This window comes from Thalassotalea euphylliae, assembly GCF_003390395.1.
Lineage (GTDB): Bacteria > Pseudomonadota > Gammaproteobacteria > Enterobacterales > Alteromonadaceae > Thalassotalea_F > Thalassotalea_F euphylliae_C.
On sequence record NZ_QUOV01000001.1, the window covers coordinates 3,754,050 to 3,777,589 of the forward strand.

Consider the following 23,540-nt stretch of genomic DNA (forward strand, 5'->3'; position numbering starts at 1 on the left):
TTTTAAAATCAGGCGAATAGTAGACATCATTGAATCCACTTTAACGCGCTACTCAAGTCACTAAAGTGTTCCGTATTATTAATAGAGCATTCCGGAAACTCAGTTATGTCTATTTGAACAACTTTTGACTTATTTCCAACAATAGCTTTTCTCGCTGAAGTCACTCCAGTAGAGCGTATTTGCATTGATATTGGTTCTACGTTACAGCAACGACTAACAACTACACCTTTAAAACAAGATAGATCCAAAATAAAATTAACAGGCTGGTTAACCGAAGATAGCTCATCGGTAATCTCTTCCAAATATTGGTTTATTCCAGTAACGGTTAATTCACCAATTAACTCGATAATTAGTGTACTGCCCAACCATTGCTTCAAATAATGACCTTGAGATAATTCCACTAAAATTAACCTTCTCTGCTAACTTGATTGCATATTATAGATTTTAGCGATCAGCCAGCCAGTGATCCCCATCAATAACGCCCATAAAACACCACCAATAAATACCCCTATAAAGGACATATGCCAGCCCATACTTTTCCAATCCGTATGTAACATGTTTCCAGTCATACTGGACATCATATCTGGCATCACCATAACCAGAGCTGAACACACAACCCAAACAATGGCAAAGGCGGCAGCACAAGCCAACGCAAAAGCTTTTTCATTAAGTTTCATCGTTATTCTCCTGTGGTGGCTTTCGCCACCACTTCATTACTCTTCAAGTTCCACCATATCTTTCGCCGCGATGTCACCAGATATTAGTTTTACCGTCGCGAAGTGATCATTCACAATTTTAGTAATTTGTACCGTTCCCACTTTTTCAATGGTGTACGGATCATCACCTTCACCCGGCGCAATTTCCTCATGGAATCTAATAACACTGTATTTTTGTCCAACCTCTGCTCCATGTTTGGCACCAATACAAATCAGAGTTCGATCAGTAGACTGCTCAACCACTTGGCCCCTCATCATATTTTTGTGATAAAACGCAGTATTCGAACAACCTGCCAAAAAGATACCGAATACAACAAGCAAAAGAATTTTCATATTGGATGTTTTCATCATTTTTTCCTCATCTAACTTATTAACAGAGCAAGCTCTTCGTAAGCTTACTTATTTTTCCGGCTTGCACCCGGAGGAACTTTGTGACAACTCCACGGCTTATGTGCAGCATTGTCTTTAACATTCTGATCAACAAATTTGTAGTAACTTTCTTTCGTGTGTGTCCACCAATCATCATGAACATCGGCACCATGTTTGCGAATAACTTCCTCAATCCCATCAAGGTTTATATTTGCCGCATCATATGCGAGGTGTATTTCACCTTCTTTGATGTTGTAACTGACTTCATCTATACCAAAAAGCTGATCAATTTCTTTTACTAACTCGTCACAATTTTCTTCTGTGACATTACTTAGCCTCAAATTACGCACAACTAAATTCTGCTCTCTAACGCCAACTCTATGCTCTAAATCGCTCATAATTTATCTCCTAATGCTTGTGCGAATGCTGTTGTTTTTTGTCTTTCATTTCTGCCATTTTGTGTTTCATTTGTGGCATCATGTTTTCCATCATTTCCAGATGATGTTCAGCCATTTTAATTTGCTTATGCATTGGCATTGCTTCCATGTTTTTGTGCATGGATTGCATCATCTTCATCATTGAGCGGTGATGTTCGGCCATCATCTGCTTTTGCTTTTCAGGATTATTTTCAGCTTTAATGGCATGGACTTCCTTTTTCATTTCCATCATTTTTGTATGCATTTTTCCCATGTTCTCATGCGACATTGCCATGCCTTGATGCATATCCGATTTGTTCGCACCTTCATGTTTATGCTCATTGTTTTGAGCAAATAAACTTGTGGCCGCCAATAGTGAGCTGACAAATAAAATTGATTTACCTAACGTTTTCATGATTTTTACCTTCTATGTTCTTATTAAAGTTTGGAATCCAACTTGGAGTCGATTCCATATATCTTTGATACTCTGAACCAAATTCAGCAATCGCTTGTGCCTCTTCGCGTTTCGCTAGCTTGACGTAAACAACGACTAAGATTGGAAACATCGCAAGCGTTGGGATGGTCGGCCACTGTAATAAAAAGCCGAACATGATTAGAATGAAAGCTACGTACTGTGGGTGGCGACACCTTGCATACCACCCTGTAGTAGCCAATTGATGGTGTTTTTGCGCGTGGTGTAATACGTTCCATGCTGATGACAACATAAAGAAACCTGCAACAATAAACACCATACTCGTTATATGAAATGGGTCCCAATGGGCATCACCTTCAAAACCAAAGAAAGTATGTAATAAGTGCCCATTTTCATGCGCAAAGAAGTTTACTTCTGGATAGGTCTCCGTCAGCCACCCCGATAGAAAATAGATAGTTAAAGGAAAGCCATACATTTCAGTAAATAAGGCGACAACAAAAGCTGAGAAAGCACCAAGGCTTCGCCAATCAGTTGATGTTTTTGGTTTGACAAAACTAAATGCAAAAAAGATAAAAATTGCTGAGTTCAGTATCACCATTGACCATAAGCCATAATCATATGTCTCATTCATCACTGTTCTCCTTTTTATGAAATTCTTTTCGTCCTTCTTCTAAACCTTGTATGTAGCCGTCACGATAGGCAGCATTTTTATCCGTGAGTTCTTGAAAGCTCTCTTCCTTTTTGTCATCAGGCTCATGTGAATGATCGTGACCATGTTTACCATGACTGCCATGCATAAATACGTGCATCAAGGGGCATAGCAATAAAATCAAATAAGGAAGAAATTGCAGAACATGTTGTCCATGTTCAAAGATTAAAAAATAGGTTGCTGCGGCAATAAGCACCAATGCAGCCCAACCTGTGGGTGTAGACCAAAATTTAGGGTGCTCATTTTTCATGTTGGCCTCCTATTGACCGTAAATCTTCCGCTGAAGCTTCAGACTTAGAATTTATCCAGTAGAGATTATCCACAGGAGAGACGCTAACTAATCCTTCTCCTTCAACGTTGGTATGCGCTGCATCAAGCAAAACTTCAGCAACATGCTCTGCATCGTCGAAGGCGACGTAAATGGTCATCACTATATGTTCTGATAAGTGATTTCTGTTATAAGTATCAGCATATGCGCCTCTTCCCATCGCTTTATGGATAGTAAAGCCTTTATAGCCATGTGAAAGTAGTGCCTCTTCTACTCGCGCTAATACCATTTCATCAAAAATGGCTGTCACTTTTTTCATGTTCATAAACCCTCCTAAACAACCTTTAAGACACCGCGATACATTTGCATCTGACAATGAAACTCATGCTCTCCCGGTGATAAGTTCAATAAGGTTATTTGAGTAATTTCATTTAATTTAAGCTGCTCGCTTATCTCCAATGATGGAATAAGCATTGTTTCAGCGCAGGGTGATTGATCTTTGCGCATAAACTTCAGAGTGACAGGTTGACTAGCAGACACTTGGATTGAGGATGGTGAATACACGCCATCCCTCACTTCAATGAGTACTTCATTATCTTGAACAATTGTTTTATTGGGTTTGTATAGCCAAAACCACCAAACAATCAGTGCGATTAACACTAAGCCTAATAAGTTAATTACCATCATCGTGTTTCTCCTAATGCTTACTTTCTATGAGTTTTGGGCTTTAAAAAAGCGAAGTCGATTCGCATTTGACACCACGGTCAATGACGAAAACGCCATTGCCGCCCCTGCTATAACAGGGCTAAGTAGAATGCCAAAGAAGGGGTATAAAACACCTGCTGCAAAAGGCACACCCGCTACGTTGTAAATAAACGCGCCAAACAGGTTTTGTTTGATATTTCGTAAAGTGGCTTTGCTTACCGCTATGGCATCAGCAAGGCCATGAAGTGAACCACGCATCAGGGTAATGTCAGCACTTTCTATGGCTACGTCTGTACCTGTTCCTATGGCGAAACCGACATCGGCTAACGCTAGTGCTGGAGCATCGTTGATGCCATCTCCTGTCATACCAACGATCTCGCCACTGTCTTGCAGCTCTTTAACCTTGTTGGCTTTATCTTCTGGCAGCACTTCAGCAAGAAACTCAGTAATACCCGCTTTTTTAGCAACAGCGGCGGCGGTTTCCTTGTTATCACCCGTTAGCATGATAACGCGTATACCGTTAGCTTGAAGGCGTTTGATAGCCGAGATTGAGTCTGACTTGATTGGGTCTGCAACAGCAATAATAGCCGCAAGCTCACCATCTACAGCAAAGTACATAGGTGTTTTGGCTTCTTTTGCTAAAGACTGTGCTTGTTCAACAAAGCCAGTGAGGTCTATGCCTTTTAGCTTCATTAGTTTATCGTTTCCGAAAAGCAGGGCTTTATTGTTGCAGTTTGCTTCTACACCAAAACCCGTAATGGCGTTAAACGATTCAATTTTTAGTAACTCAATATCCTTATCTAACGCACTTTCAACAATCGCTTGCGCTAAGGGGTGCTCTGAGCCACTTTCTAAACTTGCTGCAAGCTGTAGTACGTCTTTTTCGTCAGTAGCTTTTGCTAAGACAATATCGGTTACCTTAGGCGAACCTTCAGTAATAGTGCCCGTTTTATCTAAAATCATGGCAGTGATTTTAGAGGCGGTTTGTAACGCTTCTCCGTTTCGAATAAGCACTCCTGCTTCTGCGGCCTTTCCTACTCCGACCATGACAGACATGGGCGTTGCCAAGCCCAAAGCACATGGGCAGGCAATAATGAGTACAGTAGTTGCTGATACGATGGCAAAAGCAATTGCTGGCTCAGGTCCAAAGTTAAGCCATGCTAGCGCACTTAACACAGAGATGATCATGACAACAGGCACGAAAAAAGCTGAAATAACATCGGCCAAGCGGCCAATCGGCGGTTTTGAATTTTGTGCTCGTTTAACCATATTGATGATTTGTGCAAGCGCCGTGTCTTTACCAACGCGTGTGGCTCTAAATAAAATCATGCCTGATTTGTTCAAAGTACCAGCGACAACCTCATCTTCTTCGGCTTTTTCAACAGGCATAGGTTCGCCTGTCAGCATGGACTCATCAATAGAGGTGTGCCCTTCCAATACCACACCATCGACGGGAATTTTTTCACCCGGTTTTACCTTCACAATATCGTTAAGTAAAACCTGCTCAATACCAATCTGAACTTCTTTGTTGTCACGAACCACGGTTGCTGTTTTAGCCTGCAAGCCGATAAGACGTTTAATGGCCTCAGAGGTTTTGCCTCTGGCTTTTATTTCTAATGCTAGACCTAAATCAATTAAGCCAATGATCATGGCGGTAGCTTCAAAATAAACATGCCGTGCCATCAATGGAACGGTGTCAGGTGCAAACACCACCACCATCGAATACACCCAAGCAGTACCTGTTCCCAACGCTATTAGAGTGTCCATATTAGCGGAGTGGTTTTTAAAGCTTTTCCATGCGCCAACATAAAAATGCTTACCTGAAAAATACATAACACCAAAAGTTAAAATGCCTACAATCAACCAAGACATGCGTTCAAGGTTTGTTTCAACCGTCATTTCTCCAACCACAATGCTGTAGAGCATCAAAGGAACACCGAGTGAAAGGGCAATAAACGTATCGCGCATTAGCTTTTTGTAATATGCCCAATCCGCCGCCTCTTTCTCGTCAAGCGCATCTGTTGCTGAGCTATCATCAATTGGCTTCGCGTTATCCCCCACAGACTCAACAGCTTTGATCAATGCTTCTGTCTTGGCTGTCCCAGAAACTGTTACAGTCCTATCAGCAAAATTCATTTCCGCACTGACTACACCAAGAGTTGCCTTTAACGCTCCTTCAATTTTGCCTACACAGCTAGCACACCCAGCTCCTTCAATGATAAGTTGTTGGTTATGTGATACTTTCTCCAACGTATTCTCCTTACTTTTACACGAAGAGGAATGAGCTTTTTCCTGACAGCAACAGCCTGATTCGGTTTCTATATTTGTATTAGTAGTCACCATTTTTCCTCCTATGCCGTTTTAATTTGTTCAAAGTTTTCGATGAGATGACAAACCATATTTGCAGTCGGTGCTTTGTCTTCCATTTCTTCCCATTGAGAAAGAGCTGAAGACATTTTTCCTCGAAGTGCCAACATTGCTTGAAACTGTTTTTCTGTTTCTTCAAGCCGCTCTTTGATCAGGCTTCTGACTAATGGGCACGCACTTTTACCATCTTCAGATTCATTAAGAATTTGCTTGATATCAGCAACGGAAAAACCAAGGTTTCTGGCACTTAAAATGAATTTAAGTCTCGATACCTCCTTATTCGAGTATGACTTGTAGCCGTTCACTGACTTAGCAGGTTTTAACAGTCCCAATCGCGTGTAATAGCGCACCGTATCAGCAGTCGTTCCAAGGCTTTTTGCCAGCTCTGTTACTTTCATATTTACTCCTTAGTTTTTCACCTAAGTTTGTACTCTCACCTACAGCTTAGACCTGTGTCTAAGACACAGGTCAAGCACATCCTTATGATTTAATGTACTCAGCTATCGCTTTTATCTGTTGCTCGTTTAGCGGCATTTTAGGCATAGGAGAAGATGAGTTATTAAACTGAGGGTTTTGGAGCTTCTTAATAAAGAAGCCGATCCCTTTGTTTTTAATCGTTTCATCTAACGCTGGCCCAACAGTGCCACCATCACCTTTCAATGAATGGCAGCCTTGGCAACCAAATTGAGTAAACAATTGCTTTCCATCAGGCGCTATCATCTTTTCTGGCGCTACTTTTTTTGCCAAAGGTACGCTTTGGCTAGTTAGTTCCAAAAACTCAAGAACAGCTTGCGTTTCTTTACCTGTTAAATGCGCCTTTTCTCGCATATGCGGCATAATGACTTTCCATTCGGGAATAGAAAATTCATGAACAGCGCGAGCGTTATGGCATCTTGCACAATTGTTGTTGATCACTTCCGCACCGGAAATTTTCTCTTCTGCATGAGAGCTAAAAGCAGACAAAAGAGATAGGCTGACAACCAGTAATATTTGTATAACTGATTTCATTTAAGTATCCCCCTTAAAAGCCATAGCTGTATTGAATAGCGAAACGCTTATCATCTTCACCATCGTGAACGATGGTATCTTCGTATGTCGCCTTAATGACAGCTCGGCTGTCTAACCAGTAATTAACTCCATAAGCCCAACGCTCTGCTTCGTTAATTTTATTGGTCTCAGCATATTCAACGACGAAATCTGTTCCCTGTAACACATTGAACATTTTTCCTGCCATAAAGGTTGCTTGGAGATACCAGCCATTGCGATCAAATGTGATCACTTTGTTTTCTTCATGTTCATCTTCTTCGAAGGCATCGGTTTCTGTTTTGATGTATTCCCCTCTGACGATGTAATGGTTACCAATCCAGTTGATATCAAAACCAGTTGCTGTAAACCCTAGCTTTTCATCGTCATCGTATTTTGCCGTGTAATAAGAAGCGCCAACCTCAATACCGGGAAGAAAGGCATACGCAATACGACCGCCAAACGCTTTATCAGAATTGTTATCCGCACTCGTCGCTTCAAACGCCAATTCAGGTAGTTCCAAAGCATGATCATCTACTTCTTCATGCTCGTCTTCCTCTTCCTCATGTTCATCAACAACCTCTTCTTCGTGTTCATCCTGCACAGGCTCTTCATCATGGGCATCTTCTTCATCGTCATGTGGAGCCTCGGCAGCAAGCCCGTTTGTCATGTATACATCAAAGAAAATTTTCTGATTTTTACCCAAAGGAATTATGTGTTGAATGCCAACACCAATATCACTCATCACAGGCAGTAAACCTTGCATGGGTTGATAACCACCATGACCTCCTAACCCGCCATAAATACCGGGAGAGAACGCTGAGCGATTTATCCAACTAGGGTGTTGATTCGGTCCATACTGGCCGAATGGGAGTAGAAATTTACCAGCAGTAAAAGTAGTTGTATCGGAAAGAAAATAATGAATATCAGCGTATTCAAGCTCGACTTCAGTTTCCCCGTTTTCATCGACTGAGATCTCAGTTTCAGCTTCTATATGCATTTTGTCATTGAGACTAAACAAGAAAATAGGTACAAATCGCGCACTGAATGCACTTGTATCCATCAATTTACTGTCTTCGTATTTTACGTCTCCATACCCCGCTAACGCGAAGCGACTATTATTTTGTTGTTCATTCGCTAAGAGATGTCCACTCGCAACGGCGGTAGCTATTGCAAATGGCAATAATTTGAGCATGTTCATCATGCCTCCCAAAAATATTGTGCTAATTGTTCAAAACAGTTGGTTATTTAAACCAATGAATAAATCGTTCTATTTTTGATGGGACTGGCGAAAAAAAGACGCACTGATCCCGTGATTAGCCAATAATTGGAGGACGATAAGGTAAGAGATGGATGCCAGAGGCTGGCGGGGGTATCCGTTGAATAATTAAGTCTAAGTTAATATTGTTGCTATTTTCTCCTTCCTCTTGCACAAGATAGGCATTTAAATGAAAGCTTGCACAAAAGCCACCTTCGCAGCATAGGCAATCACCCGCTTTACATTTTTCACACTCTTCACCGGCATGATTGTGTTTAGAACCTTGCAAATTTTCAGTGTGATGGTGGGTATTGTCATGCATTGTTTGATGGTGCATATTTTTGCTTGGTTGCATAATATGCGTATCGGAAGAGTCCTTATGATGTTCTTCACAATTCATTGGTTTAGCAGTAGCAAAGCCATGCTGCGTAAGCAACACAGTAATCACCACTATTTTAAACCACCTGAAAAGTCTAAACATTTTAATTCCTTCTATAACAGCATTAACACTAACAGCTTATGCAAATATTTCCATGACGCAGGTCAATATTTGTACTGAAAGCTATGTTTTCCACTGTTCTACTTAACTATTTCTTCACTCGATTTCTGCTAGAAGAGTGTGTATGAAGCACCTTCCAATCACCATCTACCTTCTTAAGCAGAAATGTTTGAAAACCAGTTTTATCAAAGGTTTTTCCTGATTTTCTCACTTCGCCTTTGACCGCTGTATCAGCTAGCGCCCAAGCAAAACCATCTTCAATATGAATTTGGATATTGGAGAAATTCAAGTTCAAGAAAACCAATGCGTCTTTTTCTGGTTCAACGTGATGCTCTACTAAATCGTTAAGTCCAACATTTTGACCGCCCGATTCAAAATACCTTGCCCCTTTAAAATCAAGAAAGTGCTTGCGAAAAGGCTTACCATCACCATTTTCCCAGCCATATTTAATTTGATGAATGATATGAGTAATTTGCTTTTCATCATCCATGTGGCTTTTATCATGTGCATTTGCAAAAAAAGCCAACATACTCAACATCGTTATTGCTATATATTTAGTCATTTAAAATTCTCCGTTGTTTGACTATTAAATTAGTGTGACCAATGAATGTGCTTGATTTTCCATTTACCGTTTTGCTTTTCGAGAACCATTGTTTCCATGCCTTGATAATCACGCTCTTTGCCTTTGTATGTACCTTGAGTGTGGCTACGTGAGGCAGATATAGCGGTGTTTCCAAGTACCGTCACTTGGTGTTCTAGTGTTTTGCTCTTCATAGAAGCGAGATATTTCATATCCGACAGCATATGGTGATGGGCGTATTCATCAGCACTTCTTTCAACACGACCTCCCTCGTAGATGGTCACATCATCAGCCAACTGTGCTCTTGCTAGATCCTTATTACCCGTTTCTAGTGCTTGATGAAATGCCAAAACAACTTTTGCGGCAGGGGTATCTATACCTTTAAACAAACCTTTGTCTTTGTTCTTATCACCATGAGCGTTTGCTGCGAAACTAAACGTCATTAATAAAACGAGTAATATATTTATTGTTTTCATTTTCATTCTCTCTTTTAGGTTTTAATTTGCAGGGCCAACAACACTAGTAAGCCCAGCCGTTACAGATAAAATGGCAAAAGCTACTACCATTTCTATTGATATAGATTTAGATAGAGCTTCTCTACCATCGTTATTTTTAAGTTGTGGGACGAGTTTTAATTTATGCTTAGCTGCGATGCCCAATATCGAAGTGACGATAACTAATTTAAGCAGCAGTGTTTGCCCATAGCTTGAACTAAACAGCTCTTCAACATTTCCAACTAATTGAAAAGCTAACCAAAGGCCAGCAATTAGCAATAGACTCACCGCGATGCTTGCTTGCCTTCCAAACTTGTCCATCAATGAGTAGAGCTGTCCATAGTCCGATTCATGGCAAGCTTCTTTAAGCGGAAACAACGCTCCGAACCACCAAGCCATAACAAGCACATGGAGCATCAGCAATACTTTTTCGCCCCCCCCTAGCTCAGATACATGGCCGATTAAGGTAAAGGTGTATGCTAGTAAAAATAAACTAGATACCAAAATGCCTTGTTTTAGGTAATTGTTCAGTACTACTGATTTGAGTTTGAACGGTGATATTAATGCCAATATTGCTATCATTAATCCTATGGTTCGAAGTAAAGTTCCATCACCGATAGAAGAGTCCCACATTATGGCTAAGATATCAGGGTCAAAGGCACCTTGAATGCCTTCTTCTGCCATCGCACCAGTACTAGCGAAGAACCAAAGACCATTTGCAAGCAAAGCGATGACTATTGAACCTCTTATCCATTTTAGGTTCGCTATTGCCAAGTTATTATGAGACTCACTTTGTTCAAAAACTTGCTTGAAAAATGTATAACCAGCAATACAGACAAAACCGACGTAAAATACAATTTTTGACAGTACAATGACTGTATTCCAGATATACATTTCCATAGCAATCACTCCATTAGATTAGTGAACCATAAAGCCAAAGCTATCTTTCATTTTGTGCCCATCTTTACCTAAGAAAGTAACATCAACAACATAGTTAGCAGGTGTAAGTTTCGGTAGCTTCCACGTAAATTCGGTATTGGTTTCTTTAGTAGGTTTGAAGCCAAATTTAACCTTTTTACCTTGCTTATTTTTCAATGTAATTTTGACTACACGAACCTCTTTGCTAAATGCCAACGTTAACTCTTCTGGAGTCTTCATTAACATTGCATTATCAGCAGGCACACTTTTTTCAAGATGAACGTGCGCGAACACCGCACTACTAAAAACAATGCTGATTACGGTCAAAAATTTAATTAATATTTTCATATTTACCTCTATTTAATTTATGTATTAACGACTAAATTTGTCTTTGAAAATTTGATTACTGGGTATACCAACATCAGTAATTATTTGTTCCACTTCACTCATCATTGCTTCTGGGCCGCACAAGTAAAATTCTGTAGACAGGAATTTTGCTTTCTGGCTCAAATACGGCAGAAGTACTTGCTGTACATAGCCAGAATGCCCTTGCCATTGTTCTGAAGGGTTAGAAAGTGTAGGAATATAAGAAAAGTTTTTATACTGCTCACTCAATGAGTTCAATTCATCGCGGTACAGCAAATCATCTTCAGTTCGCGCACCATAGATGAGAGTCAAGTCACCTTCATCTTGGCGTTTTTTCAACTGTTCAAAAATGATAGCTCTGAGTGGGGCAAGTCCTGAGCCAGCACCAATAAATATGCGAGGAACCTTTTTATTTGAAGTAGCGTAAAAGTCAGAGAAAGGACCTTTTGCGATTATGGTTTCTCCAACTTCAAGTGACCCTAAATAGCTTGAACCTATACCTGCTCTAAAACCATCCTTAGCAGTTTGCCAGCGAATATTAAACGTTAACTCATCTGATTCCTCGTCAAAGTTAACTAACGAGTAGTGACGAGTTACACCGTCATGAGAAAACCTTCCATGAGAATAACTTTCCCAGTATTTTTCATAGTTCTCTGGCATCTCCTCTGGGCGCAATCTATTCATCCCTGCTGGTACTTCAAATTGCATATATGCACCAGCTTTAAATGCCAATCGTTTTCCTGATTTCACCTTAAACTTCACTTCCTTGATAAAAGGAGTAATGAAATTAGTCGCAACCACAACTAGCTCATGATTTTCAATATTGAGATCAATATTAACTTCAATCGAACTAATTTCAGAGAACCTATGCTGACATCCAAGCCGATAGCCTTCCTTAAGTTGCTCCTGAGATAAATGTTCCTGTTCAGATAGTGTGATAGGTAATTTAGTTGAACTTAAGAACACGCATTTGCCACAAGTACCGCCACCACCGCAACTTGAAGGAAGGTATACATGTGAACTAGCTAGCCCTTCTAATACAGTTGAGCGGCCAACTGCTGAGATGTCAGTAATAGTATTTTCATTGGAAAAAGTCACTGCCACTTTTTGCCTGTTAGTGCCCCAACCTAGCTTCAGTAAACCACTTCGATACTGTTGTATCAGCCAAGTAACACCAGTAACTGAAAGGAATAGCGTTGCAAAAGCAAATGCAATGATCAACCAATGGTTAAACCCTCCAGAATTGCCATAGTCCATAAAGTGGAGCTTCATCATCAGATCTTTTAGCCTGAAATCATCATTGGCATGGCGAAGTACCTGACCTGTAATACTATCTAAATAAATAGTCGTATTATTCTCATCCTCAACAACAACTCGCCACATAGGGTTTTGCTGCCTTACGTGATCAGAAAACGGTGGCTGAGATAACACTGGAGAAGTTAACTTCCCTTCACCTGAGTAGGAGTTTTTTGCCAAAGTTAGTACTTGTTCTTCAGACAGATTAAATGGCTTTCCTGTTACAGCATCAAATAGCATTGAGTGACTTTGTTGGTAGCTATGCTGTCCTTTATCGAACACAAAATGATAGTAAGGCTGATGTAAAATCCATATAAGTTTTACTTCTTGAGGTGCTTCACTCGTAATGTCTTTAATAGGTGTAAAGGTAAAGTCTGTAATGTTACCTTCATGATGAGAATGAACTCTAAGCTCATTACCACTTGCTTTACTGTGATCCATCAAATTGAAGTAAAGGCCCGTTCCCAACCAAATAAGCAGTTGTAAACCAACAAATAACGAAAGCCATTTGTGTAGCGTTGTATTTAACTTAAAAAATCGCATCAAATGACTCCCTTTTTATTCGCAGAGAACACTCGAAAATACGTCAATACTGTGCCTGTAATAGCTGCCATCAAACCTAAAGTTGCAACTAAGAACAAAAACCAGTTGGATACGTTTTCTCCATCATCGTAATCCATAATGTGAAAACGCCACATCCAATCAAACAAGCGCCAGTAATCATGACGCTTGGCTACAATTGCCCCTGTTTGTTGACTTATATAAAATGTCGGTGTGGCGTATTGCTCAAACGTTACTCTCCAAACGGGCAAGTGCCTTGGAGACAACTCAGCAGGCATATCTGTGACTGATTGAATCAGCCTTATGCTGTCGATGTCATGATTCAGCGTATAGTGATATTGCGCGATTTCTTTAGCCTTGATTTCATTTACAAGGGCCTGAACAGCCCCAGTTTTAGCATCAATTGCAACTTTCCCCTGTTCTCCATTAATAAAAGAATACAAAGGACGGCCCATGCTTTGGGTAAGCCTGACTTGACTAGCTTCAGGATAGTCAGCAGCAAGTTCTACAATGGAGTAATCCACATCAGCTAAATCTATTTTGGCTTGCTCACTCTTAGCCAATGTTTCGCCGTGTATATAGTGAATATCCATAGTCACCATATACACGCCAGTAATAGACCAAAACAGAAATTGTATTCCGACAAATGCCATAAGCCATTTGTGATATTTTCTAACTTTGCTAAGCATTATTCTCTAGCTCCAAGTTAGAAAGCCCTTTGTTAAAGGCATTTACTTCAGGCTTTTTAACGATTGAGTAAATCGCAGGAAGTACAATAAGAGTGAGCAGGACAGCACTTGTCATTCCGCCTACCATAGGTGCAGCAATACGACTCATGACCTCAGAGCCAGTGCCTGTACCATATAAAATAGGCATTAAGCCGATAATGATTGTGGCAACTGTCATCATTACTGGACGAACACGTAAGCCAGCACCGTGTAATAATGCCTCTTGGTAAGCGTCATCTGATATAAGTTCCGCTCGCTCTTCGGCTTTTTCTTTAAGCTCAGCAAGTGCTTGATTGAGGTAGACCAGCATGATCACGCCAATCTCAACCGCAACACCAGCCAGCGCAATAAAGCCCACACCAACGGCTACTGAGAAATTAAACCCTTCCAGATACATTAACCATAAGCCACCAATCATTGCCATCGGCAAGGTAACGATAATGATAGCCACTTCACTAAACGCTCTGAAATTTAGGTAAAGTAAAATCACAATAATGGCGAGTGTTAATGGCAGTACATAGGTGAGCTTTTCTTTTGCTCTTTCCATATATTCGTACTGCCCAGCCCAATTGATTGAATATCCTGCTGGTAAAGTCAGGTTACTTGCTAAGTATTCCTTGGCATTTTCTACATAAGTACCAACATCAACGCCATCTATATCAATGAAAGTCCAGCCATTGATTCTGGCATTCTCACTCTTAATACCCGGAGGACCATTTTCCACTCGAATATCAGCAACATCACCTAGTGCAATGCGTTGACCATTTGGTGTTACAACGGGTAATCGTGATAGCTGCTCAGGGGAGTCTCGATAATCTTGCGGGTAACGTAAGTTAACGGGATAACGCTCTTGACCCTCTATTGTTTGAGTTACATTCATTCCACCAATAGCGGTAGAAACCACTTGTTGGACATCTTCGATATTTAACCCAAAGCGACTTGCCTTATCTCGTGAAATATCAACCTTGATATATCGTCCACCCGCAACTCGCTCAGAGTAAACCGACGCTGTGCCTGTCACTTCTGGCAAGAGTTGTTCTATTTGTTGGCCGATTTCCTGAATTACATCAAGCTCTGGTCCGGCGACTTTAATACCCACAGGCGTTTTTATACCTGTAGCTAACATATCGATGCGGGTCTTGATTGGCATAACCCAAGCATTCGTTAAGCCCGGAAACTTAACTAATTTATCAAACTCTGCTTTTAACGATTCGGTAGTCACGCCTTCTCGCCACTGTTCTTGTGGCTTCAATTGAATAAAGGTTTCAATCATAGTTAGAGGCGCTGGGTCCGTTGCAGTTTCGGCTCGTCCTACTTTACCGAAAACATTTTCAACCTCTGGTACAGTGCGGATAAGCTTGTCCGTTTGCTGTAATAACTCTCTTGCTTTACCAATGGAAATACCGGGATAGGTAGTAGGCATATACATGAGATCGCCTTCATCCAATGGAGGAATGAATTCACTACCAATTTTATCGACAGGCCAAAAACCAACGATAGTCACTAATACTGCTGCTACTATTGTCGATTTTGGAAACTTCATGACCTGCTTTAAAACAGGCATGTAGATAGCAATCAATAATCGGTTTAACGGGTTTTTCTTTTCAGAGACGACTTTGCCTCGAATAAAGTAACCCATCAAAACAGGCACCAATGTTATTGCCAAGCCTGCTGATGCTGCCATTGCATAGGTTTTAGTATATGCAAGAGGTGAGAACATTCTGCCTTCTTGCGCTTCCAGAATAAAAACAGGCAAGAACGAAACAGTAATTATCAGTAAGCTAAAAAATAATGCAGGTCCTACTTCACTCGCAGCCTTAGCGACAATTTGCCAGCGGTTTTCATCTGTTAGCGGTGTTTTCTCCATATGTTTATGCATATTTTCAATCATCACTATTGCACCATCAGTCATCGCACCAATCGCAATAGCGATACCGCCCAACGACATAATATTGGCATTGATGCCTTGCATATACATGATGATAAACGACACCAAGATGCCTAATGGTAGAGTAACAACTGCAACAATTGATGAACGAAGATGAAATAGGAAAGCAACACAGACAATCGCAACGACTGCAAGCTCCTCAAGCAACTTACTCCAAAGGTTATCAACAGCACGATCTATTAACTTCGATCTGTCATAAACAGGGACAATCTCTACCCCCTCTGGTAGAGAAGATTTCAGTGACTCTAGCTTTTCTTTTACACCATTTATGGTTTGTTGTGCGTTTTCACCAAAGCGCATAACGACAACACCACCAACAACTTCGCCTTCACCATTTAGCTCTGCGATACCACGGCGCATTTGTGGTCCTAAATTCACGGTAGCAACATCACCAATACGCAACGGTGTACCTTGCTCGTTAATGCCAAGCGGAATTTTCTCTATGTCACCAACTGATTGAATATATCCCGTTGCAGTAACCATATACTCAGCTTCCGCCATTTCCACAACGGATGCGCCAGTTTCTTTATTGCCTCGTTTAAGTGCCATTTGAATATGACTTAACGGCACGTTATAAGCTCTGAGCTTGTCGGGATCGACTTGCACTTGATATTGCTTAACCATACCGCCAACGGCTGCAACTTCTGACACGCCCGGAACAGTTTGCAATTCATACTTTAAAAACCAATCTTGAATACTTCTTAATTGGCTTAAGTCAAGGTTACCTGACTTATCTGTCAAAGCATAAATGTATACCCAGCCAACGCCTGTTGCATCAGGTCCTAATTGAGGCTTTGCTGAATCAGGTAAGCTTGATGCTACTTGGCTTAAGTATTCAAGCACTCTGCTTCTCGCCCAATACAAATCAGTATCATCATCAAAAATGATATAGACGTAGGAGTCACCAAAAAATGAGTAACCACGAACAGTTTGCGCTCCCGGTACAGACAACATGGCTGTAGTAAGAGGGAAAGTCACTTGATCTTGCACAACCTGTGGCGCTTGTCCCGGATAGCTTGTCTTAATAATGACCTGTACGTCTGAAAGGTCTGGAATTGCATCTACGGGCGTTTTTTGTAAAGAATACAAACCGCCAAAAGCAATAATTAAGGTAACCAGCAACACAAAGAAACGATTGCCGATTGACCATCTAATAATTGATTCAATCATCACTTATCTCCCAACTTAATGATTCGAATGGTCAACAGCACTTTTTTGTTCATGCTCGTGTTGATCATCAGATTCAAGGGAAATTTCAGTTATCACTAAGTCATCTCTTACCTCAAAGGTGAAAGTGACATTATCACCAACATTGAAATCAGCCATTTCTATATTGTCCGCGACGATAAAATCCATCGTCGCAGAAGGTCTATCCCATTTCTCTATTGGGCCTCTGCTAATATTTAGAATCCGTGTATCAATATCAATCGCATTGATCAAACCTGATACGGTTGCTGATGATACTTCAGGCTCACTCATGATATGAATTCCAGTAACTTCATATCCACCGTCTTCGGTTTTGCTCACTTCAAAGTGCAAAGATTGACCAGACTTCAGTGAATCAATATCTACCTTTTCACCCACATCGAAGTCCATTGTCATTTCAGGCCAACCCCAAGCCTCAGCAGGGCCATGAGTAATATTAACCATACGATGCCCCGCCATGACGCTGTTGATTTCGCCTTCCATCCAAACAGAGTTAGGCACTTGGTCATGAGTCATTCGTTTAAAATCAGAGTTTTTACTTGATTCAGAATCAATCAAGAATTGAGCTGATGTCACCACAACGTCATCTTCATTTAACCCGTCTAATATTTCGATACTGTCGATATCAACCCGGCCAATAGTCACTTCGATAGACTTAAATTGCCCATCCCCCAACGCAAGTACTACTCTGTCTTGTTTACCTGTGCGAATGACGGCTTCTTTAGGTACGAGTATCGTGCTATCATCTTGATTAGCGTGAATAGAGACTTGTGCAAACATGTTTGGTTTTAGTCGATAGTCTGGGTTGTCAAACTTCAGTCTCACTCTGAGTGTGCGTGTTTTACTGTTTAGTGTGGGATAGACATAATCAACGACACCAGCCCAGTCCTCACCGGGTAAATAATCCAGTGTCATTGATACAGGAAGTCCTTCTTTAATTAAGGCTGCGTCACGTTCAAACACTTCTGCTTCAACCCACACCTGATCTAGCTGACCAATGCTTAACAAGGTATTTCCCGGTTTCACGTAAAAACCTTCTCTAACTTTCAAGCCATCAACAACACCCGCCTGAGGGGAGTAAAAGGTGATGGTTTGCTGTACCTTTCTTGTTTTTTCTAGCTTTTGAATAAAGTCTGCTGAAAGCTGCAACGCTTTCAGACGATCTTTAGCTGCTGAAATTAAAGAACTGTTATTGCGTTTTAACGCTATTAACAGTTCTTCTTGCGCGTTAACTAACTGAGGAGAATATAGCGTGTAAAGAGGTTGCCCTTTTTCTACAGGGTTACCTGCTGCTTTGATGTAAAGCTTTTCAATCCAACCATCAACACGTGGGTGGATATGAATTAGCTTATCTTCATCATATTGAACGTAACCTACCGTTGAGATTTCAGTATGCATATTTTTTAGTTCAACAGGTGAGGTGCGAACCCCAAGGTTATTCACGACATGAGGCGCAATTTTTACTGCTCCGGGGCCAAAGTCATCACCAGATGATTCTTCCTCATACACAGGAATTAAATCCATCCCCATAGGCGACTTACCGGGCTTGTCCCGGCGGTAATTAGAGTCCATCGGTGCTACCCAATACAGCGGCTTTTTCTCTGCTGATACAGCTTCATCAGTATTACTGTTTGAACCTGTACCTTGATATAAGCTCAATGCTCCTGCACCTAGTGCTGCCCCAATAATGACGGCAACTATTAGTTTCAAATTTGGTGTTTTAGAATTCGTTGACATTATTTTTCTCCAAATTGCTGATTGGATAAGTGCTGATTAGTTTTGTGCGAAGTGTGCATAGGCTTATGTTCAGCATTTGATTTAGATTGAGAATGCGCAAAGAAATAGTTGATGCGAGCTACTGTTTTAAGTGCATCAACATCAATTCTTAAGGCTGATATTCTGGCGTTTAATTCTGCGATTCTTGCACGAACAACTTCGGCAAAATCACCATCATCGTTGGTGTAGGCCGTCAAAGACGCTTCTGCTTGGTCATGAGTTTGTTTAAGGAGTTGTTCTTGATAGATAGATTGTCTATCAGATAAGCGTTTAAGCTGTCTAAGCTCCTTTTCCAACGCACTGATCATTTGTTTTGTCAGCAATAACTTCTCGGTTTTAACCGCTTCTGATTCAGCAATAGAAGCTGCAACTTGCTTATCTTGTCTATTCTCTGTGAACAACGGTAAGTCAAACGTTACCCCAACAGAAAATAAGTCAGCTCGGTTATCACCAGAAGGCATATTGTCACGATAGGCATAGCTTGCATTCACACCCCATTGCGGCTCATATTGCTGTTTAGCTAATTCAACACCTTTTTCTGAAGCTTTGCGTTTCACATCAATTGCAAGTATTGCTGGATGATTCGCAAGTTCCTGAGCCAATATATTCCTTGAGTAGTTAGATGCTTTAAGGACGGTTGGATTCTTCAATCGAATCGAAGGCAATTCTCTTGAGACACTAAACTCAAGTGGTTGAGCGTCAAAATCGAAAGATTCATTTAAGCGAGCAGCATCGTAAATATGAAGCCACTCATTGAGACGAACAATTGTCGTTTCTAGTTTCTGCTTTTGCGAAGTTAACCTGTCATCTAACTGCACGATTTCTAACTGAGCACGAATAACATCTTGCTGTCTAGTTTTACCAACAACGTTTGAATAGCTAGCTTTAGCCACTTCCGCCATTTGCTCAAAAAGCGCCCAATCCGCTTCTATCAATTTAATGGTCTGTTGGGCTAAGTAAGCATCTAGCCAAAGCTGTGACACTTGGCTTTTCAACTTCGCTTTACGATCCTCGCGTAGCAGGGGAAATTTCGTGGACTCTATTTTTAACTGGTCTTGTTTGATCTCTAGGCTATCTCCTCTCGGAAACATTTGAGAGACGCCAACCTTTAGCTGAGTCATTCCTTCCTGATCTAAGTCCCAAGTATCTGTTGGTAAATTCATTATTCCTAGCGATATTTTCGGATCAGGTAAAGTACCAGAAGCAATACTTCTATTTTCAACCGCACTTTGTTTCAATCGACTACCATGAAGCCAAGGATCATTTTGCTGAGCTAAGCTGATAGCTTGTTCAAGTGACACTACTTTCTCAGCTTGAGCTGAAAATACAGATAAGCCGAGTATTAGTGCAGTTGAAAGTGAAGTAAGGTTTGAAGCGTTCAATTTCATTAGAATTGCTCCTCGTATGTCTTAACTTTTGCATAGACTTTGCTCGTTCCATCTTTCAATAGAATTAACACGTTGTATGGCATAAAGCGGTCACCAACTTCCATACCGGGAGAGCCAACTGGCATTGCTGGAACTGATAGTCCAATCGCATTCGGGTGATCTTCTGATAAGAACTGCTGAATAAACTTAGCGGGTACATGACCTTCAAAGGCAAATCCATTTCTGCTCACTGCCGTATGGCAAGAGCGGTAATTAGGCTTAATACCATACTTAGTTTTGATATTGCTGATGTTTCGGAAATCTTTGGAGTGCGCAACGATCCCTTCGTCTTCAATATGAGTTATCCATTTTTTACAACACCCACAAGTAGGGGTTTTGTAAACGATTAACTCCAAAGGTGTTACGTCGTTATTGTGTGCATGTTTATGTTCATTAGCGTTTGCAAACGCAGGTGAAAGCAGCATTACAACTGCTATTTTTAAATACTTATTGATCATTTTTGCCCCCAGACATCGCTGGAAAATAGCTATAGCGCTACGACGCTATATTGACTAACAGAAAAATTAATTACATGTGCGCGAAATTTGGACGCACTAATCCTGTATTAGGCAAAAATTGGTGGACGATAAAGGGAAGTGGAAATTGAATGAGGTTGTTTAGATTGCAGAGCAGCTACAGATTCACTCAATATTTGAATATCTGTCGAGTCAACACTGGAATTTAGGACTGTCGTAGATGAGCAAGCATTTGCAGGACAAACACATTCAACATCACAACAATCTTCTGATTGACCATTACTGCTTTTATTCATTTCACCGTGGTTCATTCCTTCATGATGACTCATCTTGGAATGATCCATGCTCATGTGTGACTCGTGAGAGCCTGAAGACATTTCGCAAGACATAGCAGAATACGCAAATGCTTGCCCTACAAAGGCAACCAGCATAAGCGTTATTACTAAGACTTTTGAAAATGCTCTAGACATAAAATTCTCTTACAAATACACAACTCCAATAGTAATGTAAGTTTTCGAATAAGTAAATTAATGTCATGTAAACATTTATGAATATTTGATTATCGTCAAATTTTTCAACGGTATAAGTGACACATAATAATCTCGTCAGACTTCTTATTTTCGTTATTCAATGACTTTTATTTCAAGACTTTAGTTGCTCCCTCATTTCTAAAACTCGATCTGCTGAATAAGCTCCTGCTCTCATAACAACCAGTTCAACAAACGAAATATCAATTAACTTATGATCAGCATCAATCACATAATAACTCCCACTATGTGTGGTTATTTCTAACTTATCCTCAACAGCAGATTTGCTAATAACCTTTGAAGTTACTATTTGCTCAAATGGCCGAAATCTGAATGTTTCGTCGTCAATGACAACACCAGATAGAAACTCGCCGAGAAATAGCTTTTCAAATTCTTTATAATCATAGACCGAGAGTATGTAAGCACTCTTTAAATATGTTTTGTCCATTTGTTACTCCCTACTAATAGCCAGCAGGGAGCATTTCTCTCAGCTCTAATAACTCATTAGGAGAGTACATACACTCATGCATTAAATTGAATTCAAATACATTTACATCAAACTCTTTGGGTTCAGCATCTAAGGTATAAAAATCCGCACCGAAAGTTCTATATTCAAGACCGTTTACTTCCATGACTTTCGTGGTGAACAAAGCCTCACCTTTTTTACCGTTCTTACTATCCTCAGCAAAAGTTGCGTAAAGCACCTGTTCAACCTTATCTTTTAAGTCAGATTTAATTGAAATGAGTGTTGCGTTAGTTAGTTTTACTCTTGGTCTCATGCTTATGCTTCCTTCTTATCTTCTAAGCAAAACGGGCGGAAAAAACTAAGGTACTTAACTCCATTAACTTTTAGTAAATTGTTGTCAGCATCAAAATGTGACAGAACGCTAGCCTGATACAACGAAATATATTTTTCATAATCGATGGTGTTAAAAAAATTGGTATCGACACGGCGTGCATGGAAAACAAGAGCTTGCTGATCAACACGAACAATGAACTTCTGATCGCCATCTAGATTTTTGACTCGTAGACATAAATCAGGTTTGTGCCAATCAGATACAAAGGAAGGAATCAGTGGGAAGCCATATACCAAATAGCGCATACCTTCGATTTTGAAGGTTGTTGGATTGAACTGAGCCTTATTTACTTTGCCGCTACTGAATAATTCAAGTGTCAACACCAGCCAGTGCTCATGCTTAGAAAATGTATTACCTTCAGAAATACAGCCTTCGAACTCACCATCATGGTTTACATGATTGATGTACATGTATTTTTTAATGTTATCCAAGGAAAACTTTTCAAACGGAAACTTGCACGCGATTAGCCTGAAATAGCAATCATGAACTTTTAAATCAGCATATTGGACTATCAATGGATCATCAAACGCATCAAAATATGGTCGCCATTCTAGACGGAAATCAGGACCTGTATTTATGACAAATTTAGCGTCATCAGGTAGCCCTAAGACTTTGTATATCACTGAAACTAACTCTAACGTTTCGATATCTACCAGCATCAGGCTTTCAATACGGTTTGCCATTGACTCAACTTCTTTATGAAGCGACTCAATGATTTCTTGATCATCATATTCGTTGATCATTAAGTATTTCAGGGAATCGTGCTTTAGAATTGAGTCCAGCTTTTTCTGTTCAAATACCTCAGATAGACAATTATGAGTATCAGAAAAGTGAGGGCTGTTATAAACACATCTGGCCCACAAACCTTGGGCGTAAAGATCAGGAAAATCTAATAACTCAGCAAACTCTTTTGCTTGTTTGTTAAGCTTATTCTTTAATTGATAAAGTGAGATCATTTAGTTCTCCAAACAACTTTCAAATAAACAATGGCCTACCAACACATTGCTTTATTTATTGTTCAAATAACCAAATTTTGACGGATGCTCCGCTTCACTGTTCACGTTTTTCAATGCGAAAAACATGTGTAGGCGTAGGCTGTCCGTTCAGCCTTCATCTAATAATATCGCCAAAAAACAAAATGACAACTTACGTATTTGTACAACTTTAGGTAGATATTTTGAGTTTGAACTCTGAAAAGCTAAGCCCAAATAGGGATACGACCATTTCTTCATTTATATTGGAGCCGGGAAATTTTTTTTCAAAATTTCCAATGATGCTATCTAGGTGGCTAGCTAATATTTTTACTAAAAATATTTCCGAGCTTGGTGAGAGAGCAGACATTGCTATCAGTGGGTTGTCAAAGGATTCAGCTTTTATTTTTACTAGTAAATCGCTGTAACTGTCACAGCCGTAAAGACAAATAGATACCCCTTCTTGGGCCTGTCCAAGGGGAAGTGATAATTTTTTTGACAACCTCTTTGCCTGACGCTTTACGTTACTTATAAGCGCTTCTGATTCAAAAGACATACGCACACCAAAACATAACAACTAAGGTCCACAGCACCCAAGTCATTACATCTTCAATGTATAATTAATCTTTTAAACCCAGAGTAAATC

Annotated in this window: 29 protein-coding genes; all 29 read right to left on the reverse strand. The window is 40.3% G+C overall.

Going from position 1 to position 23,540, the window contains the following annotated elements; translation table 11 throughout:
- Window positions 1-26: 26 nt before the first annotated feature.
- A complete protein-coding gene (locus DXX92_RS16430; RefSeq protein WP_116001614.1) occupies window positions 27-401 on the reverse strand; it encodes a hypothetical protein in 375 nt (124 codons plus the stop codon).
- Window positions 402-419: 18 nt separating this feature from the next.
- Window positions 420-677: a DUF5676 family membrane protein gene (locus DXX92_RS16435; RefSeq protein ID WP_116001616.1), complete on the reverse strand. Its 258-nt coding sequence runs from the start codon at window positions 675-677 to the stop codon at window positions 420-422.
- A 36-nt stretch (window positions 678-713) separates the two neighbouring features.
- Window positions 714-1,067, reverse strand: a complete 354-nt coding sequence (locus DXX92_RS16440; RefSeq protein WP_235938782.1) for a hypothetical protein — start codon at window positions 1,065-1,067, stop codon at window positions 714-716.
- Between the two features lie 44 nt (window positions 1,068-1,111).
- Window positions 1,112-1,483 carry a cation transporter gene (locus DXX92_RS16445; protein WP_116001620.1) on the reverse strand — a complete coding sequence of 124 codons (372 nt, stop codon included), beginning with the start codon at window positions 1,481-1,483 and terminating at the stop codon, window positions 1,112-1,114.
- Between the two features lie 10 nt (window positions 1,484-1,493).
- Complete coding sequence (locus DXX92_RS16450; RefSeq protein ID WP_116001622.1) at window positions 1,494-1,916, reverse strand: hypothetical protein; 423 nt, start codon at window positions 1,914-1,916, stop codon at window positions 1,494-1,496.
- Entirely contained in the window at window positions 1,900-2,565 is a 666-nt protein-coding gene (locus DXX92_RS16455) for a methyltransferase family protein (RefSeq protein ID WP_116001624.1), read from the reverse strand. Before DXX92_RS16455 ends, DXX92_RS16450 begins: the two co-directional genes overlap by 17 nt.
- On the reverse strand, window positions 2,558-2,893 hold the full coding sequence (locus DXX92_RS16460) for a DUF2933 domain-containing protein (protein ID WP_116001626.1): 336 nt from the start codon (window positions 2,891-2,893) through the stop codon (window positions 2,558-2,560). Before DXX92_RS16460 ends, DXX92_RS16455 begins: the two co-directional genes overlap by 8 nt.
- On the reverse strand, window positions 2,883-3,236 hold the full coding sequence (locus tag DXX92_RS16465) for a P-II family nitrogen regulator (protein WP_116001628.1): 354 nt from the start codon (window positions 3,234-3,236) through the stop codon (window positions 2,883-2,885). Before DXX92_RS16465 ends, DXX92_RS16460 begins: the two co-directional genes overlap by 11 nt.
- An 8-nt stretch (window positions 3,237-3,244) precedes the next feature.
- Complete coding sequence (locus DXX92_RS16470) at window positions 3,245-3,598, reverse strand: cupredoxin domain-containing protein (protein ID WP_116001630.1); 354 nt, start codon at window positions 3,596-3,598, stop codon at window positions 3,245-3,247.
- A 24-nt stretch (window positions 3,599-3,622) separates the two neighbouring features.
- Window positions 3,623-5,866, reverse strand: a complete 2,244-nt coding sequence (locus DXX92_RS16475; RefSeq protein WP_116001632.1) for a heavy metal translocating P-type ATPase — start codon at window positions 5,864-5,866, stop codon at window positions 3,623-3,625.
- A gap of 101 nt (window positions 5,867-5,967) precedes the next feature.
- Window positions 5,968-6,381 carry a MerR family transcriptional regulator gene (locus DXX92_RS16480; RefSeq protein ID WP_116001634.1) on the reverse strand — a complete coding sequence of 138 codons (414 nt, stop codon included), beginning with the start codon at window positions 6,379-6,381 and terminating at the stop codon, window positions 5,968-5,970.
- An 82-nt stretch (window positions 6,382-6,463) separates the two neighbouring features.
- The gene (locus tag DXX92_RS16485) at window positions 6,464-6,991 is read right to left on the reverse strand and encodes a c-type cytochrome (RefSeq protein WP_116001636.1); all 528 of its coding nucleotides are present in this window, start codon (window positions 6,989-6,991) and stop codon (window positions 6,464-6,466) included.
- Between the two features lie 13 nt (window positions 6,992-7,004).
- Window positions 7,005-8,069, reverse strand: coding sequence for a porin (locus DXX92_RS16490; protein WP_245961507.1), 1,065 nt, complete (start codon window positions 8,067-8,069; stop codon window positions 7,005-7,007).
- Between the two features lie 253 nt (window positions 8,070-8,322).
- Complete coding sequence (locus DXX92_RS16495) at window positions 8,323-8,745, reverse strand: hypothetical protein (protein WP_116001640.1); 423 nt, start codon at window positions 8,743-8,745, stop codon at window positions 8,323-8,325.
- Between the two features lie 106 nt (window positions 8,746-8,851).
- A complete protein-coding gene (locus DXX92_RS16500; protein ID WP_116001642.1) occupies window positions 8,852-9,325 on the reverse strand; it encodes a YybH family protein in 474 nt (157 codons plus the stop codon).
- Window positions 9,326-9,354: 29 nt separating this feature from the next.
- Window positions 9,355-9,825, reverse strand: a complete 471-nt coding sequence (locus DXX92_RS16505; RefSeq protein WP_116001644.1) for a YybH family protein — start codon at window positions 9,823-9,825, stop codon at window positions 9,355-9,357.
- Between the two features lie 15 nt (window positions 9,826-9,840).
- Entirely contained in the window at window positions 9,841-10,737 is an 897-nt protein-coding gene (locus tag DXX92_RS16510; protein WP_116001646.1) for a copper resistance D family protein, read from the reverse strand.
- An 18-nt stretch (window positions 10,738-10,755) separates the two neighbouring features.
- Entirely contained in the window at window positions 10,756-11,103 is a 348-nt protein-coding gene (locus tag DXX92_RS16515; RefSeq protein ID WP_116001648.1) for a copper resistance CopC family protein, read from the reverse strand.
- A gap of 24 nt (window positions 11,104-11,127) precedes the next feature.
- Entirely contained in the window at window positions 11,128-12,960 is a 1,833-nt protein-coding gene (locus DXX92_RS16520) for a 2Fe-2S iron-sulfur cluster-binding protein (RefSeq protein WP_116001650.1), read from the reverse strand.
- Window positions 12,960-13,667, reverse strand: a complete 708-nt coding sequence (locus DXX92_RS16525; protein WP_116001652.1) for a PepSY domain-containing protein — start codon at window positions 13,665-13,667, stop codon at window positions 12,960-12,962. The genes DXX92_RS16520 and DXX92_RS16525 overlap by 1 nt, the downstream gene beginning before the upstream one ends.
- Window positions 13,660-16,824 carry an efflux RND transporter permease subunit gene (locus tag DXX92_RS16530; protein WP_116001654.1) on the reverse strand — a complete coding sequence of 1,055 codons (3,165 nt, stop codon included), beginning with the start codon at window positions 16,822-16,824 and terminating at the stop codon, window positions 13,660-13,662. Before DXX92_RS16530 ends, DXX92_RS16525 begins: the two co-directional genes overlap by 8 nt.
- Window positions 16,825-16,839: 15 nt before the next feature.
- Window positions 16,840-18,597: an efflux RND transporter periplasmic adaptor subunit gene (locus tag DXX92_RS16535; protein WP_116001656.1), complete on the reverse strand. Its 1,758-nt coding sequence runs from the start codon at window positions 18,595-18,597 to the stop codon at window positions 16,840-16,842.
- Entirely contained in the window at window positions 18,597-20,024 is a 1,428-nt protein-coding gene (locus DXX92_RS16540) for a TolC family protein (RefSeq protein WP_116001658.1), read from the reverse strand. The genes DXX92_RS16535 and DXX92_RS16540 overlap by 1 nt, the downstream gene beginning before the upstream one ends.
- Window positions 20,024-20,521: a DUF411 domain-containing protein gene (locus tag DXX92_RS16545; protein WP_116001660.1), complete on the reverse strand. Its 498-nt coding sequence runs from the start codon at window positions 20,519-20,521 to the stop codon at window positions 20,024-20,026. The genes DXX92_RS16540 and DXX92_RS16545 overlap by 1 nt, the downstream gene beginning before the upstream one ends.
- A gap of 107 nt (window positions 20,522-20,628) precedes the next feature.
- Window positions 20,629-21,009, reverse strand: a complete 381-nt coding sequence (locus DXX92_RS16550; protein ID WP_116001662.1) for a hypothetical protein — start codon at window positions 21,007-21,009, stop codon at window positions 20,629-20,631.
- 172 nt (window positions 21,010-21,181) lie between these two features.
- Window positions 21,182-21,514, reverse strand: a complete 333-nt coding sequence (locus DXX92_RS16555; protein WP_116001664.1) for a hypothetical protein — start codon at window positions 21,512-21,514, stop codon at window positions 21,182-21,184.
- 13 nt (window positions 21,515-21,527) lie between these two features.
- Window positions 21,528-21,845, reverse strand: a complete 318-nt coding sequence (locus DXX92_RS16560) for a hypothetical protein (protein ID WP_116001666.1) — start codon at window positions 21,843-21,845, stop codon at window positions 21,528-21,530.
- Between the two features lie 2 nt (window positions 21,846-21,847).
- Window positions 21,848-22,879 carry a hypothetical protein gene (locus tag DXX92_RS16565; protein WP_116001667.1) on the reverse strand — a complete coding sequence of 344 codons (1,032 nt, stop codon included), beginning with the start codon at window positions 22,877-22,879 and terminating at the stop codon, window positions 21,848-21,850.
- A gap of 208 nt (window positions 22,880-23,087) precedes the next feature.
- Complete coding sequence (locus DXX92_RS16570) at window positions 23,088-23,450, reverse strand: hypothetical protein (RefSeq protein ID WP_116001669.1); 363 nt, start codon at window positions 23,448-23,450, stop codon at window positions 23,088-23,090.
- Between the last annotated feature and the right edge of the window lie 90 nt (window positions 23,451-23,540).

Coding starts and splice junctions, on each gene's coding strand:
- DXX92_RS16435 (WP_116001616.1), bottom strand. CDS start 677: ATGAAACTTAATGAAAAAGCTTTTGCGTTGGCTTGTGCTGCCGCCTTT.
- DXX92_RS16440 (WP_235938782.1), bottom strand. CDS start 1,067: ATGATGAAAACATCCAATATGAAAATTCTTTTGCTTGTTGTATTCGGT.
- DXX92_RS16445 (WP_116001620.1), bottom strand. CDS start 1,483: ATGAGCGATTTAGAGCATAGAGTTGGCGTTAGAGAGCAGAATTTAGTT.
- DXX92_RS16450 (WP_116001622.1), bottom strand. CDS start 1,916: ATGAAAACGTTAGGTAAATCAATTTTATTTGTCAGCTCACTATTGGCG.
- DXX92_RS16455 (WP_116001624.1), bottom strand. CDS start 2,565: ATGAATGAGACATATGATTATGGCTTATGGTCAATGGTGATACTGAAC.
- DXX92_RS16460 (WP_116001626.1), bottom strand. CDS start 2,893: ATGAAAAATGAGCACCCTAAATTTTGGTCTACACCCACAGGTTGGGCT.
- DXX92_RS16465 (WP_116001628.1), bottom strand. CDS start 3,236: ATGAACATGAAAAAAGTGACAGCCATTTTTGATGAAATGGTATTAGCG.
- DXX92_RS16470 (WP_116001630.1), bottom strand. CDS start 3,598: ATGATGGTAATTAACTTATTAGGCTTAGTGTTAATCGCACTGATTGTT.
- DXX92_RS16480 (WP_116001634.1), bottom strand. CDS start 6,381: ATGAAAGTAACAGAGCTGGCAAAAAGCCTTGGAACGACTGCTGATACG.
- DXX92_RS16485 (WP_116001636.1), bottom strand. CDS start 6,991: ATGAAATCAGTTATACAAATATTACTGGTTGTCAGCCTATCTCTTTTG.
- DXX92_RS16490 (WP_245961507.1), bottom strand. CDS start 8,069: ATGGATACAAGTGCATTCAGTGCGCGATTTGTACCTATTTTCTTGTTT.
- DXX92_RS16495 (WP_116001640.1), bottom strand. CDS start 8,745: ATGTTTAGACTTTTCAGGTGGTTTAAAATAGTGGTGATTACTGTGTTG.
- DXX92_RS16500 (WP_116001642.1), bottom strand. CDS start 9,325: ATGACTAAATATATAGCAATAACGATGTTGAGTATGTTGGCTTTTTTT.
- DXX92_RS16505 (WP_116001644.1), bottom strand. CDS start 9,825: ATGAAAATGAAAACAATAAATATATTACTCGTTTTATTAATGACGTTT.
- DXX92_RS16510 (WP_116001646.1), bottom strand. CDS start 10,737: ATGGAAATGTATATCTGGAATACAGTCATTGTACTGTCAAAAATTGTA.
- DXX92_RS16515 (WP_116001648.1), bottom strand. CDS start 11,103: ATGAAAATATTAATTAAATTTTTGACCGTAATCAGCATTGTTTTTAGT.
- DXX92_RS16520 (WP_116001650.1), bottom strand. CDS start 12,960: ATGCGATTTTTTAAGTTAAATACAACGCTACACAAATGGCTTTCGTTA.
- DXX92_RS16525 (WP_116001652.1), bottom strand. CDS start 13,667: ATGCTTAGCAAAGTTAGAAAATATCACAAATGGCTTATGGCATTTGTC.
- DXX92_RS16530 (WP_116001654.1), bottom strand. CDS start 16,824: ATGATTGAATCAATTATTAGATGGTCAATCGGCAATCGTTTCTTTGTG.
- DXX92_RS16535 (WP_116001656.1), bottom strand. CDS start 18,597: ATGTCAACGAATTCTAAAACACCAAATTTGAAACTAATAGTTGCCGTC.
- DXX92_RS16540 (WP_116001658.1), bottom strand. CDS start 20,024: ATGAAATTGAACGCTTCAAACCTTACTTCACTTTCAACTGCACTAATA.
- DXX92_RS16545 (WP_116001660.1), bottom strand. CDS start 20,521: ATGATCAATAAGTATTTAAAAATAGCAGTTGTAATGCTGCTTTCACCT.
- DXX92_RS16550 (WP_116001662.1), bottom strand. CDS start 21,009: ATGTCTAGAGCATTTTCAAAAGTCTTAGTAATAACGCTTATGCTGGTT.
- DXX92_RS16555 (WP_116001664.1), bottom strand. CDS start 21,514: ATGGACAAAACATATTTAAAGAGTGCTTACATACTCTCGGTCTATGAT.
- DXX92_RS16560 (WP_116001666.1), bottom strand. CDS start 21,845: ATGAGACCAAGAGTAAAACTAACTAACGCAACACTCATTTCAATTAAA.
- DXX92_RS16565 (WP_116001667.1), bottom strand. CDS start 22,879: ATGATCTCACTTTATCAATTAAAGAATAAGCTTAACAAACAAGCAAAA.
- DXX92_RS16570 (WP_116001669.1), bottom strand. CDS start 23,450: ATGTCTTTTGAATCAGAAGCGCTTATAAGTAACGTAAAGCGTCAGGCA.